Origin of the sequence: Streptomyces sp. NPDC005799, assembly GCF_040630525.1 — a bacterium.
Taxonomy (GTDB): Bacteria; Actinomycetota; Actinomycetes; order Streptomycetales; family Streptomycetaceae; genus Streptomyces; species Streptomyces griseorubiginosus_B.
Genome location: NZ_JBEXXQ010000005.1, coordinates 186,806 through 202,013 on the forward strand (window position 1 = coordinate 186,806; position 15,208 = coordinate 202,013).

At 69.7% G+C, this 15,208-nt stretch carries 14 protein-coding genes; 12 read left to right on the forward strand and 2 right to left on the reverse strand.

Features of this window, described 5'->3' with window-relative positions; genetic code table 11:
- Window positions 1–170: 170 nt before the first annotated feature.
- The gene (locus tag ABZ453_RS07500) at window positions 171–695 is read right to left on the reverse strand and encodes a pyridoxamine 5'-phosphate oxidase family protein (protein WP_359012497.1); all 525 of its coding nucleotides are present in this window, start codon (window positions 693–695) and stop codon (window positions 171–173) included.
- Between the two features lie 340 nt (window positions 696–1,035).
- Here ABZ453_RS07500 and ABZ453_RS07505 point away from each other — a divergent pair, with 340 nt between their 5' ends.
- The 12 genes from ABZ453_RS07505 (at window position 1,036) to ABZ453_RS07560 (ending at window position 12,695) form a co-directional block, all read left to right on the forward strand.
- Window positions 1,036–2,100 (forward strand): sugar ABC transporter substrate-binding protein, encoded by a 1,065-nt coding sequence (locus ABZ453_RS07505; RefSeq protein ID WP_359012499.1) that lies wholly within the window; start codon window positions 1,036–1,038, stop codon window positions 2,098–2,100.
- A gap of 47 nt (window positions 2,101–2,147) precedes the next feature.
- Window positions 2,148–3,713 (forward strand): sugar ABC transporter ATP-binding protein, encoded by a 1,566-nt coding sequence (locus ABZ453_RS07510; protein WP_359012501.1) that lies wholly within the window; start codon window positions 2,148–2,150, stop codon window positions 3,711–3,713.
- Window positions 3,706–4,746: an ABC transporter permease gene (locus tag ABZ453_RS07515; RefSeq protein ID WP_359012503.1), complete on the forward strand. Its 1,041-nt coding sequence runs from the start codon at window positions 3,706–3,708 to the stop codon at window positions 4,744–4,746. The genes ABZ453_RS07510 and ABZ453_RS07515 overlap by 8 nt, the downstream gene beginning before the upstream one ends.
- 92 nt (window positions 4,747–4,838) lie before the next feature.
- A complete protein-coding gene (locus ABZ453_RS07520; RefSeq protein WP_359012505.1) occupies window positions 4,839–6,164 on the forward strand; it encodes an L-fuconate dehydratase in 1,326 nt (441 codons plus the stop codon).
- Window positions 6,157–7,044, forward strand: coding sequence for an amidohydrolase family protein (locus ABZ453_RS07525; protein ID WP_359012507.1), 888 nt, complete (start codon window positions 6,157–6,159; stop codon window positions 7,042–7,044). Before ABZ453_RS07520 ends, ABZ453_RS07525 begins: the two co-directional genes overlap by 8 nt.
- A gap of 12 nt (window positions 7,045–7,056) precedes the next feature.
- Window positions 7,057–7,494 (forward strand): RbsD/FucU family protein, encoded by a 438-nt coding sequence (locus ABZ453_RS07530; RefSeq protein ID WP_359012510.1) that lies wholly within the window; start codon window positions 7,057–7,059, stop codon window positions 7,492–7,494.
- Complete coding sequence (locus ABZ453_RS07535; protein ID WP_359012512.1) at window positions 7,491–8,534, forward strand: alcohol dehydrogenase catalytic domain-containing protein; 1,044 nt, start codon at window positions 7,491–7,493, stop codon at window positions 8,532–8,534. Before ABZ453_RS07530 ends, ABZ453_RS07535 begins: the two co-directional genes overlap by 4 nt.
- On the forward strand, window positions 8,531–9,292 hold the full coding sequence (locus tag ABZ453_RS07540; protein WP_359012514.1) for an SDR family oxidoreductase: 762 nt from the start codon (window positions 8,531–8,533) through the stop codon (window positions 9,290–9,292). The genes ABZ453_RS07535 and ABZ453_RS07540 overlap by 4 nt, the downstream gene beginning before the upstream one ends.
- The gene (eda, locus tag ABZ453_RS07545) at window positions 9,289–9,918 is read left to right on the forward strand and encodes a bifunctional 4-hydroxy-2-oxoglutarate aldolase/2-dehydro-3-deoxy-phosphogluconate aldolase (RefSeq protein WP_359012516.1); all 630 of its coding nucleotides are present in this window, start codon (window positions 9,289–9,291) and stop codon (window positions 9,916–9,918) included. The genes ABZ453_RS07540 and eda overlap by 4 nt, the downstream gene beginning before the upstream one ends.
- A complete protein-coding gene (locus ABZ453_RS07550) occupies window positions 9,915–10,952 on the forward strand; it encodes a sugar kinase (protein WP_359012518.1) in 1,038 nt (345 codons plus the stop codon). Before eda ends, ABZ453_RS07550 begins: the two co-directional genes overlap by 4 nt.
- Before the next feature lie 22 nt (window positions 10,953–10,974).
- Window positions 10,975–11,973 (forward strand): aldo/keto reductase, encoded by a 999-nt coding sequence (locus tag ABZ453_RS07555; protein WP_359012520.1) that lies wholly within the window; start codon window positions 10,975–10,977, stop codon window positions 11,971–11,973.
- A gap of 2 nt (window positions 11,974–11,975) precedes the next feature.
- On the forward strand, window positions 11,976–12,695 hold the full coding sequence (locus ABZ453_RS07560) for a FadR/GntR family transcriptional regulator (RefSeq protein ID WP_359012522.1): 720 nt from the start codon (window positions 11,976–11,978) through the stop codon (window positions 12,693–12,695).
- Between the two features lie 96 nt (window positions 12,696–12,791).
- Here ABZ453_RS07560 and ABZ453_RS07565 read toward each other — a convergent pair whose 3' ends face one another.
- Window positions 12,792–15,023 (reverse strand): alpha-L-fucosidase, encoded by a 2,232-nt coding sequence (locus tag ABZ453_RS07565; RefSeq protein ID WP_359012524.1) that lies wholly within the window; start codon window positions 15,021–15,023, stop codon window positions 12,792–12,794.
- Window positions 15,024–15,208 lie beyond the last annotated feature (185 nt).

The following is a 15,208-nucleotide window of genomic DNA, read 5'->3' on the forward strand; positions in this document are numbered from 1 at the left end:
CCGAACGTGGTGTCTTCGTTCTGCCGAGCACCTATGTGCCCGAGTGGACAGCCATTCATGGCAGCGGCCCGACATCAACTCGCGAAGGAGCCGCGAAGGTGAACGAGTGGTAGCCGGCCCTGGTCCCCGGGCGCCACTGCGGCTCGGCGTCACCCTGCGCCCCCTTCGAGTCACCGACGCGGCGGCCATGCGTAGCGGGTCTCGCTGGACGTCGGTAGCTTGCCGAAGGCGAATCCCACAGTCGGCTCGACTCGATACAGCCTGACGTCGCCGGCGACGACGGCCTCGCCCAACCCGTACCAGGTGCCCTCAGAGCTGGTCAGATGCGTGCCGTACTTGCGCTCGAAATCCGCAACGGCCTGTTCCCGCTCGGAGCGCCCGTCCACTCTGTATGCGGCGCCCTCGATGACGACGTCCACACCGTTCAAGGCATTCGTGCCGGTCGTCAGCACACAGCGGGGATTGCGTTCGAGATTTCGCGCCTTGCGCTCCTGGCCGCCGGTGGTGAAGCACGGTCCGCCCAGACTCCAGACAGCCAGCAGCGGTGTCACGTGCGGTCGCCCGTCAGGCCGCACCGTGGACAGCCAGAACACTTCCGCCTCAGCGATGACCGCCAACGCCGACTCCCACGGCGTCGCTCGCGCGCTTGGGGACGAGAAGGGTCCCAGGAAGACATCCGGTTCGCTGGTCAGCATGGCGTGGCCCCTCTCAGGCATGGTCAGCCGTGGGCGTCGGCGAGCCGGCGCCGTCTCCTGGTGATGACCCGGGTCCGCGACGAAACTCATCGGTCGCGATCTCGACGCAAGAGACATCCCATCACAGATGAGCAACATTGATGGGATGGATCTGACGTCGACATCCCATGTCGCATCATCCCTGCCCCATTACCTCCCGCAAATCCTCCCCCGTTTTCGTCCCACCCCTAGACAACCCCGCAGCCCCCAATCTATAAACATCCCATCTCTCCACCAGCGACACCCAATCGTCGCACCGGCGTAACAACCCCGCCTCCGGGACAAGCGCGAGGAAGTACCCATGAGACTCAGAACCGCACTCAGCTCCACCGCGTCCGTCGTCTGCGCACTGACGCTGCTCAGCGCGTGCAGCGGCGGCTCCGGCAGCTCCGCCTCGTCGAGCGACAAGCCGCTCGTGGGCGTCGACTACCCGCGGTCCGACACCGACTTCTGGAACTCGTACATCAAGTACACGCCCGACTTCGCCAAGCAGCTCGGCCTGTCCCTCAAGACCACGAACTCCCAGAACGACGTCGCCAAGCTCACCGCCAACGCACAGACGTTCATCAGCCAGGGCGTCAAGGGCATAGCCATGGCGCCGCAGGACACCGCGGCGATCGCGCCGACCCTGGCCCAGCTGGAGGCGAAGAAGATCCCCGTCGTCACCGTCGACACCCGTCCCGACAGCGGCAAGGTGTTCATGGTGGTACGGGCCGACAACCGCGCCTACGGCGAGAAGGCCTGCCAGTTCCTCGGCACCAAGCTCGGCGGCAAGGGCAAGGTCGTCATGCTGGAGGGCGGCCTCGACTCGATCAACGGCCGTGACCGCACCGAGGCGTTCAACGACTGCATGAAGAAGAACTACCCCGGCATCAAGGTGTTCGGCGAGGCCACGAACTGGGACGGCGCCGTCGCGGCGCAGAAGCTGCAGACGGACCTCACCGCCAACCCGGACATCAAGGGCGTCTACATGGAGTCCAGTTTCGGCCTGGCCGGCACGCTGCAGGTGCTCAAGCAGAAGAACCTGCTGGTGGGTCCGAAGGACAAGAAGCACGTCTTCATCGTGTCCAACGACGGTATCCCCGAGGAGCTCAAGGACATCGCCGCGGGCAAGATCGACGCCACCGTCTCCCAGCCCGCCGACCTGTACGCCAAGTACGCCCTGTACTACCTGAAGGCCGCGATCGACGGGAAGACGTTCAAGCCGGGCAAGACCGACCACGACAGCACGATCATCAAGGTCCGTGACGGTGTGCTGGAGGACCAGCTCTCCGCTCCCCTGGTCACCGCCGACGGCGCCACCTACGGCGGCGTGGCCAGCGTCAAGAGCGACGACACGTCGCTGTGGGGCAACAACCTCGGCTGACCTGCCTTCCCAGGGACCCAACGGCTATCCAGTACAAGGCGGTTGAGATGAGCGACGGGGAGCGTACTGTCACCCCCGCGCCCGCCCCGGCGGACGACGGGCGGGCCTCCGCGGCCCCGCCCGTCGTCGAGGCGGCGGGCATAGTCAAACGATTCGGTCCGACGGTTGCCCTCGACGGAGCACGGATCACCATCAGGCCCGGCGAGACCCACGCGCTCGTCGGCCGCAACGGGGCCGGCAAGTCGACCCTCGTGTCCGTCCTGACCGGCCTGCAGGCCCCCGACGAGGGCACGGTCACCTTCGGCGGCGACCCGGCACCACGGGTCAGCGACCGCGACGCGTGGCGCCGGCGCGTGGCCTGTGTCTACCAGAAGTCGACGATCATCCCCACGCTGACCGTCGCCGAGAATCTCTTCCTGAACCGCCACCACCACGGCCGCAACCGGCTGATCAGCTGGACCGACGTCCGCCACCGGGCGCAGGAGCTGTTGTCGGCCTGGTCGGTGGACGTCGACCCGCAGTCCCCAGCGGGCGAACTCAGCGTGGAGCAGCGGCAGTTCGTCGAGATCGCCCGGGCGCTGTCCTTCGGGGCCCGGTTCATCATCCTCGACGAGCCCACCGCACAGCTCGACGCGGCGGCCATCAACCGGCTCTTCGACCGCATCCGCGACCTGCAACGCCAGGGCGTGACCTTCCTGTTCATCAGCCACCATCTCCAGGAGGTCTACGAGATCTGCGACATGGTGACGGTGTTCCGCGATGCCCGGCACATCGTGACCGCACCGGTCGCCGAACTGCCCCGCGCCGAGCTGGTCGCCGCCATGACCGGTGAGGCCGCGGCCGACCGGCGGCAGGAGCGCGCAAGCAGCCTGGACGAGAGTGGCGCACCCGCGCTGTCCGTACACGCCCTGGGCAGCGACGACACCTATACCGACGTGACCTTCCAGGTGGGCGCCGGTGAGATCGTCGGCCTCGCGGGTGCCGCCGCCAGCGGACGGACGGAGGTCGCCGAGACCGTCGTAGGACTGCGGGCCGCGGCGACCGGGGAGCTGGAGATCGCCGGGCGCCGGCCCCGGCCGGGCAGCGTGCCCGCCGCGCTCGCGGCCGGCGCCGGGTTCGTCCCGCAGGACCGGCACCACCAGGGTTTCGTGCCGGACATGTCGATCGCCGACAACGCGACCCTGTCCGTGCCCAAGCGGCTCGGGAAGAACGGCTTCCTCAGCCGCGGCCGCCGGGACCGGCTCGCCGAGGGCATGATCGAGAACCTGGCGATCAAGACCCCCGGACCGGACCTGCCCGTCTCCTCCCTGTCGGGCGGCAACCAGCAGAAGGTCGTCATGGCGCGCGCCCTGGCCGACGACCCCCGCCTGCTGGTCCTCATCAACCCGACCGCCGGCGTGGACGTGCGCTCCAAGGAGTTCCTCCTCGGCAAGGTCGAGGAGACCGCCGAGTCCGGCACCGGAGTGCTCATCGCCTCCGACGAACTCGACGACCTGCGCATGTGCGACCGGATCCTGGTGATGTTCCAGGGCCGGGTCACGACCGAGATACCCCGCGGCTGGCACGACCACGACCTCGTGGCCGCGATGGAAGGAGTGGACCTCGATGCCTGAAACCGTCCTCGCGGACGCCGCCGCCCAGTCCGTCGACCCCGGGCACAAGCGCACCGCGCTGCTCGGCGGCCGGATCCCCCTGGCACGGCTGCGCGATCTGGCGCTCGTCCCGGCGATCGTCGTCATCGCGATCGTGGGCCAGATCGTCAACCCGGTCTTCCTGCAGGCCGACAACCTCATCAACGTCCTGCAGACCATGTCCGAGATGGCCCTGCTGGTCCTCGCCCAGACGATGATCCTGATCGTCAAGAAGATGGACCTCTCCCTGGAGTCCACGATGGGCCTGGCGCCCGGCGTCGCGGCCTGGCTGGTCGTCCCGGCCGGCGCCGGACACGGACTCGGTCTGCTCCCCGGCGCCTGGGCGGTCCCCATCACCCTCGCCGTGGGCGCGCTCGTGGGTGTGATCAACTCGCTGCTGATCATCCGCTTCGGCCTCAACGGCTTCATCGTCACGCTCGGCATGCTGATCGTGCTGCGCGGCATCCTCACCGGCATCTCCGGCGGCCAGACCTTCTTCCAGCTCCCGCAGTCGATGCTCTACGCCGGTACCGCCGAATGGTTCGGCATGCCCGCCTCCATCTGGATCTGCCTGGCCCTGTTCGCCGTCGCGATCGTCGTGCTCGGCTGGACCAGCTTCGGCCGCTCGCTGTACGCCATCGGCGGCAACGTCGACGCCGCGAAGGCGGCCGGCATCCGCACCGACCGGGTGCTGTGGATCGTCATCGTCACCGGCAGCGTGCTCGCCGCGCTCGCCGGGCTGTTGCTCTCCGGACGTCTGGCCTCGGTCGCCTCCGCGCAGGGCAACGGCTACATCTTCACCGTGTTCGCCGCCGCCGTCATCGGAGGGATCAGCCTCAACGGCGGCAAGGGCACCATGTTCGGCGCGTTCTGCGGCATCCTGCTGCTCTTCATGATCCAGAACGTGCTGACGCTGGCCGGTGTCCCGGCCCAGTGGATCGGCGCCCTCAACGGTCTGATCATCCTGGTCGCCCTCGCCATCTCCCGCATCACCGGCGGCAAGGTCCAGGAGTGACCCGGGCGGCCCGTAGGCCGCCCGACCTCCGCCGCGTTCACGTCTCGTCGCAAGGGGACCCATCTCCCTTGCCACTCACAGGAGTTGCCGCCATGTCCTCCCCCGTTCCCGCATCCGCCCGCATCACCGCCCTGGACGTCCTGGACGTGCGGTTCCCCACCTCCGAACACCTCGACGGCTCGGACGCCATGAACCCCGAGCCCGACTACTCCGCCGCCTACGTGGTCCTGCGCACCGATGCGGGCGACGGGTTGGAGGGTCACGCCCTGGCCTTCACCACCGGACGCGGCAACGACGCCCAGGCCGCCGCCATCGCCACCCTCGCCCCGTACGTGGTCGGCCTGTCGGTGGAGCAGGTCTGCTCCGACCTGGGCGCCTTCTCCCGCTCCCTCGTCCACGATCCGCAGCTGCGCTGGCTGGGACCGGAGAAGGGTGCCATCCACATGGCGACCGGCGCGGTCGTCAACGCCGCCTGGGACCTGGCCGCCAAGCGCGCGGGCAAGCCCGTGTGGCGTCTGCTGGGCGAGATGTCGCCGCAGGAGCTGGTCGCCCAGGTGGACTTCCGCTGGCTGTCGGACGCGCTCACTCCCGAAGAAGCGCTCGACATCCTGCGCCGGGCCGAACCGGGCCGCGAGCAGCGCATCGCCCGCCTCCTCGACCAGGGCTACCCCGCCTACACCACCACCCCTGGCTGGCTCGGCTACTCCGACGAGAAGCTGGCCCGCCTCGCCCGCGAGGCCGTCGCGGACGGCTTCACGCAGATCAAGCTGAAGGTCGGCGCCGACCTGCAGGACGACATACGGCGCCTGCGCGTCGCCCGCGAGGCCGTCGGCCCGGTCATCCGCATCGCCGTCGACGCCAACCAGAGGTGGGACGTCCAGCCCGCCATCGACTGGATGCGCGCCCTGGCCCCCTACGACCCGTACTGGATCGAGGAGCCCACCTCCCCCGACGACATCCTCGGACACGCCGCCGTCCGCAAGGCGCTCACCCCCATCAAGGTCGCCACCGGCGAACACATCGCCAACCGCGTCGTGTTCAAGCAGCTGCTGCAGGCCGGCGCGGTCGACATCGTGCAGATCGACTCCGCCCGCGTCGGCGGCGTCAACGAGAACATCGCCATCCTGCTGCTGGCAGCGAAGTTCGGCGTGCCTGTCTGCCCGCACGCCGGCGGCGTCGGCCTGTGCGAGATGGTGCAGCACCTGTCGATGTTCGACTATGTCGCCGTCTCCGGCACCACCGAGGACCGGGTCATCGAGTACGTCGACCACCTGCACGAGCACTTCGTGGACCCGGTCCGCATCGTCGACGGCCACTACCTCGCGCCGACGCTGCCCGGACTGAGCGCACAGATGCACCCCGCCTCCCTCAAGGAGTACAGCTACCCCGACGGTCCCGTCTGGTCCGCCCGTGTCTGAATCCCTCCCCCTGGTCGACGCCCACCACCACGTGTGGGACCTGGACCGCCGGCCCCAGCCATGGCTGGAGGAGCCCGGTCTCGAGCCGATCCGCCGCAGTCACGGCATCGAGGACCTGCGACGGGCCGCCGAGCGGCCCCTCGCTGGGCGCCGGCTGACCAGCACGGTGGTCGTGCAGTGCGTGACCTCCGCGGAGGAGACGGCGGATCTGCTCGACCTCGCCGGCCAGGACCGCCTGGTCGGCGCTGTGGTCGGCTGGGCGGACCTGACGTCCCCCGCGATCGGCGACGTACTCGACGAACTGCGCGCCCGGCCAGGGGGCGGGTACCTGCGGGCCCTGCGCCACCTGGTGCAGGGCGAGTCGGACCCGGAGTGGCTGCAGCAGCCGTCCGTCGAACGGGGCCTGCGCGCCGTGCAGGACCGGGACCTCGGTTACGACGTGCTCATTCGCAGTCACCAGTTCCCCCAGGCGATCCGCCTCGCCCAGTGCTTCCCCGACCTCCCGCTCGTCCTGGACCACGCGGGCAAACCACCCATCGGACACGCCTCGTTGTCCGACTGGGCGCGCCAGGTGCGCGTGCTGGCGGACTACCCCCAGGTGCGGTGCAAGGTCTCCGGACTGATCACCGAGGCCGACCACCGCACCTGGACGATCGACGACATCCGCCCGGTCTGGGACGTCCTGCTGACCGCCTTCGGCCCCGAGCGGCTGATGTTCGGCTCCGACTGGCCCGTCTGTGTCCTCGCCGGAGGGTGGTCCCGTTGGGCGGCCACCGTCGAGCACCTGCTGGACGACTGCTCGCCGCATGAGAAGCAGGCGGTGCTCTGCGACACGGCGACAGCCTTCTACCGCCTGTCCGACCACGAGAACCAGAAGTAAGGAGAGGACCGCGTGCTGCTGACCGAACTACTGCACCCCGGCATCCTCGAAGCACTGGCCGGAGCAGGACACGGTGCCCGTGTCCTGCTCGCCGACGGCCACTACCCCGCCAGCACCGCCGTCGGCGAACGAGCCAGAACCGTCCACCTCAACCTGGCACCCGGCACCCTCGACGTCACCACCGTCCTGGACGTGCTGCTGCGCGCCCTGCCCGTGGAGTCGGCGCAGGTGATGGTTCCGCCCGAGGGCGAGCCGGAACCTGCGGCCATCGCCGAATACCGCTCCCGACTCGCACCCGTGCCCATAGACACGCTCGGCCGCTTCGCGTTCTACGAGGCCGCCCGCTCCCCCGACCTGGCCCTCGCCGTCGTCACCGGCGACACCCGTACCTACGCCAACCTGCTGCTGACCATCGGCGTCCGCGCGGAAGGGACCCTGACCCCACGATGACTCTCGCCGTCCGCTACACCTCCGCCCGTACCCTGGACACCGCGCCCGCCGCAGGCTCCGAGCCCGGCCCGGGCGAGGTGGAACTCGCCCCCGCCTACGTCGGCATCTGCGGCACCGACCTGCACATCTTCCACGGCGACATGGATGCCCGGGTCGCCACGCCCGCCGTACTGGGACACGAGATGGCGGGCAGGATCGTCCGCGTCGGACCCGGCGTCGAGGGCTGGCGGCCCGGGGACGCGGTGACCGTGATGCCGCTGCGCTGGGACGGTACCTGCCCGGCCTGCCGCGCCGGCCACCAACACATCTGCCAGCACCTGGACTTCATCGGCATCGACTCCCCCGGCGCCATGCAGCAGCGCTGGACGGTGCCCGCCTCCACCCTCATACGGCTGCCCGCCACCCTGCCCCTGGACCGGGCCGCGCTCGTCGAACCGACCGCGGTCGCGGTGCACGACGTGGGCCGAGCGGCGGTGAAGAACGGCGAGAAGGTCGTCGTGGTCGGCGGCGGACCCGTCGGCATCCTCATCGCCCTGGTCGCCCGGGCCACCGGCGCCGAGGTACGCGTGGTCGAACTCAACGCCCACCGCAGGCTGCTGGCCGAGGAGTTGGGCCTGAGCACCTGGGATCCGGCCGCCGCCGACATCACCGAACTCGTCCAGCAGTGGACGGGCGAGGCGGGAGCGGACGTCGCCTTCGAGGTCTCCGGCGCCGCCGGCGGTGTGGACACCGCCGTCGACGCCCTCGGCGTGCGGGGCCGGTTGTGCCTGGTCGCCATCCACCCAAGGCCCCGCGAGATCAACCTGCACCGCTTCTTCTGGCGCGAACTCACCCTGGTGGGCGCCCGGTTGTACGACCGCGGCGACTTCGAACGGGCCGTAGCCCTGGTCGCCGACGGCACCATCCCCGCTCAGCGCCTCATCACCAAGATCGTGCCGATGACCGAGGCACCGGCCGCCTTCGAGGCGCTGGAGAGCGGCGGAGACGTGATGAAAATCCTCGTGGACTGCACCGACGACACCCAGGGAGCCGCCGTATGAGCATCTTCGACCTCACGGGGAAGCTCGCCGTCGTCACCGGCGCCCGACGCGGCATCGGCCGGGCGATGGCCCGCGCGCTCGCCCAAGCCGGAGCGGACGTGATCGGCGTCAGCGCCAACCTGGAACAGTCCGGGAGCCAGGTGGAGAAGGACGTCGTCGCCGCCGGGCGTTCGTTCGAGGCGATCCGCACCGACCTCGCCAACCCCGCCGCCGTACGCGCCCTGGGCGAGAACCTCGCCGGACGCGAACGCCCGGTGGACATCCTCATCAACAACGCCGGCACCATTCGCCGCACCCCCGCCGCCCAGCACAGTGATGCCGACTGGGAGTTGGTCCTGCAGGTCAACCTCACCGCGCAGTTCGCGCTCACCCGGGCCGTGGGCGCCACGATGGTGGACCGTGGACACGGCAAGGTCGTCTTCACCGCCTCCCTGCTCAGCTACCAGGGCGGCATCACCGTCCCCGGCTACACCGCCGCCAAGCACGGCGTCGCCGGTCTCACCAAGGCGCTGGCCAACGAGTGGGCGCCGCACGGCGTCAACGTCAACGCCATCGCCCCGGGCTACATCGCCACCGACAACACCCAGGCCCTCCAGGACGACCCGTCCCGCAGCAAGGCCATCCTGGAACGCATCCCCGCCGGACGCTGGGGCAGCGCCGACGACCTCGCCGGCGCCACCGTCTTCCTCGCCTCCCCCGCCGCCGACTACATCCACGGCACGATCCTGCCCGTCGACGGCGGATGGCTCGGACGATGACCACCGACCTGGCCGCCGTACTGGCGGGGTCGCGTCTGCTGCCCGTGCTCACCGTGCCGTCCGTCGCGAGTGCCGGCCCCCTGGCCGACGCGCTCGCGACGGGCGGCGCCCGCTGTGCGGAGGTCACCTTCCGCACACGCGACGCCGAACAGGTCGTCAAGGCGATGGCGGCGCACGGCGCGCTGACCGTCGGCGCCGGGACCGTGGTCACCGCGGAGCAGGCGGAGCGGGCCGTGGCGGCCGGGGCCCGGTTCCTCGTCTCGCCCGGTCTCGACGAGGAAGTCATCGCCAAGGCACGCGAGTTGGGGGTACCGGTCGCGCCGGGCGTGGCGACGGCGACCGAGTTGATGCGCGCGTTGAAGGCGGGCATCGACACGGTCAAGCTGTTTCCCGCCGAACCGCTCGGCGGCACCGGGATGCTCCGCGCGCTCGCGGCCCCCTTCCCGCAGGCGCGCTTCGTGCCGACCGGCGGCATCGGCCCCGACCACCTGCTCGGCTATCTGGCCCACCCGTCGGTCCTCGCCGTGGGCGGCAGCTGGATCGCCACGCCCGGCCATCTCGAACGCGGCGCGTACGACGAGATCCGCCGGTTGACCGCCGAGGCAGTGGAGAGGACTGCACCGTGACCGATGTGATCGCCCTGGGCGAGGTGATGCTGCGGTTCGACCCCGGTGAGGGCCGGATCCGTACCGCCCGCAGCTTCCAGGTCTGGGAGGGCGGCGGCGAGTACAACGTCGTACGCGGACTGCGCCGCTGCTTCGGACTGCGCACCGCCGTGGTCACCGCCCTCGCCGACAACGCGGTCGGCCGCCTCGTGGAGGACCTGATCCTCCAGGGCGGCGTCGACACCTCGCACCTTCGCTGGGTCGCGGCGGACGGCATGGGGCGCACAGCCCGCAACGGCCTGAACTTCGTCGAGCGCGGCTTCGGCGTCCGCGGGGCGCTGGGCGTCAGCGACCGCGCGAACACCGCCGTCTCCCAACTACGCAAGGGGGACATCGACTGGGACACGGTGTTCTCGGCCGGGGTGCGCTGGTTCCACACGGGCGGGATCTTCGCAGGACTGTCCGACACCACCGTCGACGTCGCCGACGAGGCCATGGCGGCCGCCCGCCGGCACGGCGTCACCGTCTCCTACGACCCCAACTTCCGGCCCAGCCTGTGGGACGGCCGGGGTGGCGCCGAACGGGCCCGCGAGACCGACCTGCGCCTGGCCCGGCACGCCGACGTCGTCGTGGGTGCCCTCGGACTCGCGGGCCCACACCCGGGCGCCCTGCGGTTGACCCACGACGAGGTACCCGACGCGCTCGCCGCGGTCGCGACCCGGATACCGCAGGCGAGAGTGCTGGCGACGACTCTGCGCGAAGTACCCTCGGCCGGGGTCAACGACTGGTCCTCGCTGGCCTGGTCACCCGAGACCGGCCTGGTCGGCGGCCCCCGCATGCCCGGTCTGCACGTCCTGGACCGGATCGGCTCCGGTGACGGCTTCGCCGCGGGCCTCATCTACGGGCTGCTCACCGGTGCCGGCCTGGAACGCGCCCTCGCCTACGGCACCGCCCACGGCGCCCTGGTGATGACGACTCCCGGCGATGTCTCCATGGCCACCCTCACCGAGGTCGAGGCCCTCCTCGCAGGCACCACGGCCCACGTCCAACGCTGAACGCCCCCGTCAGGAGCACCCCTTGCGCAGCCGTAAGATTCCTCACACGGCCGTCGAGGTCACCGAACTCGGCTTCGGTGCCTCCGTCATCGGCAACCTCTACCGCACCACCACCGCCGGGGAGGCGGCCGCCGCCCTCGACGCCGCCTGGGACGCGGGCATCCGCTACTACGACACCGCTCCCCACTACGGTCTCGGCCTGTCCGAGCACCGCCTGGGCGCCGCCCTGCGCGGCCGCCCCCGCGAGCAGTACGTCATCTCCTCCAAAGTGGGCCGCCTCCTCGTCCCCAACGAACACCCGACAGGCGTCGACACCGAGGGCTTCGTCGTCCGCGACGACCTGCGCCGCCAATGGGACTTCAGCCGCGACGGCGTGCTGCGCTCCCTCGAGGAAACGCTGAAACGCACCGGCCTGGACCGGCTCGACATCGTCTACCTCCACGACCCCGACGACCACTGGCAACAGGCCGCCGACGAGGCCATGCCCGCCCTCGCGGAACTCCGCGACCAAGGCGTGATCGGGGCGATCGGCGCGGGCATGAACCAGTCCGCCATGCTCGCCCGCTTCCTGCGCGAGACCGCCGCCGACGTGGTGATGCTGGCCGGGCGCTACACGCTCCTCGACCAGTCCGCCCTCGACGACGTCCTGCCCGCCGCGCAGGAACACGGCAAGAGCGTCGTCGCCGTCGGCGTCTTCAACTCCGGCCTGCTCTCCAAGGACCGGCCCGCCGAGGGCATGAAGTACGACTACCAGGCCGCCCCGCCCGCACTCGTCGACCGTGCGCGCGCCATCGCCGACGTCTGCGAGGCCCACGGCACCACCCTGCCCGCCGCCGCGATCGCCTTCCCCCTCACTCATCCCAGCGTCATGAACGTCACGCTCGGCATGCGCGACCCCGCACAGGTCCGGCGCAACGCGCGGCTGCACCAACAGCGCATTCCCCGGGAACTCTGGCACGACCTGCGTGACCAAGGGCTCCTCCGACCCGAGACCCCCTTCGCAGCCGGCGGTAGGAGTTGACCGTGTCCCTGACCGACAAGGCGATCACCCAGATCCGCCAACTCATCGCCTCCGGAGCTCTGCCTCCGGGCGCGAAACTGCCTCCGGAGCCCGAGCTGGCCGCCCAGCTCGGGCTCTCCCGCAATCTCGCACGCGAGGCGGTGAAGGCACTGTCCGTGGCGCGCGTGCTGGAGATCAGACGGGGCGACGGCACGTACGTCACCAGCCTGCAGCCGCGCCTGCTGCTCGAGGGCCTGGGCGGAGCGGTGGAACTGCTCCAGGGCGACCCCGGGGCGGTACTGGACCTCATGGAGGTGCGACGGCTGCTCGAGCCCGCCGCCACCGCCCTGGCCGTCGCCCGGCTGACGGACGACGGGCTGGCGGAGGTGAAGCGGCATCTGGACGCCATGCGCGAGGCGCGCGACGACGTCGAGCGGCTCAACGCGCACGATGTGGCGTTCCACCGCGCCATCGTGGACGTCACCGGCAACGAGACGCTGATCACCCTGCTGGAGGGCATCTCGGGCCGCACCCTGCGTGCCCGGATCTGGCGTGGTCTGGTGGACACCCGCGCTGCGGCCCGTACGCTCGCGGAGCACGAGGCGATCTACGCTGCCCTGGCCGCACGTGATGGCGTGCTGTGCCATGCCGCGGCCCTGGTGCACGTCAACAACACCGAGCAGTGGCTGCGGCAACACCTGGAGTCCACGGAGGCCGTGTCGATGACGGGATCCCATGAGTGAGACGAAGGCGTCCGCGCCGCCGCGACGGAGAGCGAGGGGATGCCCGGACGGTTCTCCGTCCGGGCATCCCCTCAGTTCGCCGGCTTCACGCCCGTGTCACTGGGCGGTGAAGGTCCACAGCAGGTTGGTGCTGCTGCCGTAGCCCCACTGCTTGGTGACCGACCCGGAGGCCACGTTGCCGCCGCCGTCCAGGACGAGACCGGTGGCCCGGTTGGCGATGCTGCACATGCCCTCTCCGCGGTGGGTGACCGTCCACTGCTGGTTGTTGCTGCCGTTCCACGCCGCCTGTTGGGCCGCGGAGCCGTTGGACGTGGCACCCCAGCCGTCGGCGACCATGCCGTTGGTCCGGTTGACCAGCTTGTAGTAGCCGCCGCCGACCTCGACGAGCTGCCACTGGAGGTTGGGGCTGCCGTCCCACGTGTACTGCTTCAGGTTGGATCCCGACGCGACGTTCCCGCCGCTGTCCAGGGCCAGGCCGTCGGTGACGTTGGTGATGCGGAAGTAGGTGGCCGGATTGAACTGCACCTTCAGGGAGGTGATCTGGTCGTTCTGGCCGGTGACCCGGAGGTCGGGATTGTCGGCGGTGAAGGTCCAGGACGTGCCGGTGAAGTTGTCGCCGCTGTAGGCGATGATCTGGTTCCCGGCCGCCAGCTTCAGGGAGGAGATGCTCTGGGCATCCAGCCCGGCCAGCTGCAGCTGGTCGGCCGTGTAGGTGCCAGGGTCGAGCACCGCGTAGTTCGCGGAGTAGTTGACGTCCTGGTAGACCACGGCACCGACCGCCGGCTTCAGCGGGGGGATCGGGCCGGAGAAGCTGAGCTTGAGGACGTAGGCGCCCGCGGAGTACGGCGCCGAAGAGGGCAGCGTCACGGTCAGCCCGGACGAGTCCTGTGTCGGGGCGGCCAGGTTGATGTAGGTGCCGGCCGTCGAGTCGAGCAGCTTCACCGAGGTGAGCGAGGAGAGGCTGATCCGGTCCGAGCTCAGGGTCTTGATCTTCAGTGAACTGCCGGGCCAGCCGAGGACGGTGGCGTACAGCACCGTGTTGCCCTTGCTGCGGGTGAAGCGGATGTCCTGTGCGGTGCCGACGAGCGGGGCGGTGAACGAGCCGCCGCCCATCCGGGTCGGGCCCTCGCCGTACTGCGTCCAGGCCCGGGTCGCGTACATCGACTCCCCGAAGCGCTTCAGATAGTCGCCGATGCCCAGCAGGACGTCCTTCTGTGCCTGGGGGATCGTGCCGTCGGCCATCGGCGCGATGTTCAGCAGCATGTTGCCGTTCTTGCTGACCCGGTCGATCAGGGAGTGCAGCATCTGCTGGGTGCTGTAGTAGCCGATGCCCTGCGTGTAGCACCAGCTCGAGCTGGAGATGCTGTCGTCGGTGAGCCAGTAGGGCGCGGTCAGGTCGGCCGGGCCGCCGCGCTCGTAGTCGAAGATCTCGCCGTGGCCGTTGTAGCCGTCCTTGTAAGTGGCGACGACCTCTTTGCCCCAGGAGTTGGCCTGGTTGTAGTAGTACGACAGGAAGTTCAGGCGCTGGGTCTCGTCGACCTTGTTCAGGTCGAAGTCCTCCCAGAGGATGTCCGGTTGGGCGCGGTCGATGACCTCCTTGAGCTTGTCGTACCAGAGCTGGTTCTCCGCGGTGGTGCCCAACTGCCCGTAAAGCTTCTTCAGGCTGGGGTCGGTCTGGGCCGGCACGTGGTCGTAGTAGCCGTTGAAGTTGTAGGCGTGGTGCATCGCCACCAGCAGCTTCAGGTTCTTGGCGCGGATCGCCGTGGTGAACAGCTTCAGCAGGTCGAGCTTGGGACCCTTGGCGACCGAGTTCCACTCGTTGACCTGCGAGTCCCACATGGAGAACCCGTCGTGGTGCTCCGCGACCGGTCCGGCGAACTTCGCTCCGGCGTCGACGAACAGCTGGGCCCATTCGTCGGGGTCGAAGTTCCCTCCGGCGGACTTGAGTTTGGGTGCGAACTGGGTGAAGTGGCCCGCCTTGTCGTTCGCTCCGTTGATGAAGTTGTGGTACGGCCACACCGAGGGGTCGCCGTAGGTCGCGACGTGGTGCGTGTTGGCGTTGCTCCCGCCGATGTACATGTTGCGCGGGTACCACTCGCTGTCATAGGCGGGGACGCTGAAGACTCCCCAGTGGAAGTAGATCCCGAACTTGGCGTCCTGGAACCACTCCGGAGCGGGCGGGTGCTGGTTGACCGACGTCCACGTGGCTGTGTAGGTGCTGGGGGCGGCCTGCGCACTGCCGGCGCCGAACACTCCCCCTGCGACGGCTGCCGCGGCCACACAGGTGGCACCGGCCAGGAACTGACGTCTGTTGATCGAACTGGGCATGGGGCATCCCTGTGACGGACGGAAGCAGACGGAAGAGGTGCGACCGGCGCGACGCCCACGACCCGCTGCGCCGGTTGTTACGGAAGAAGCTCCGCCATGTGTCCGCATCATGTCAACGGGCGTGCAGGGATGAAAACAGGTTCTCACCTGCGATTTTCTCCCGAAAATACCTTTCGATACTCTAT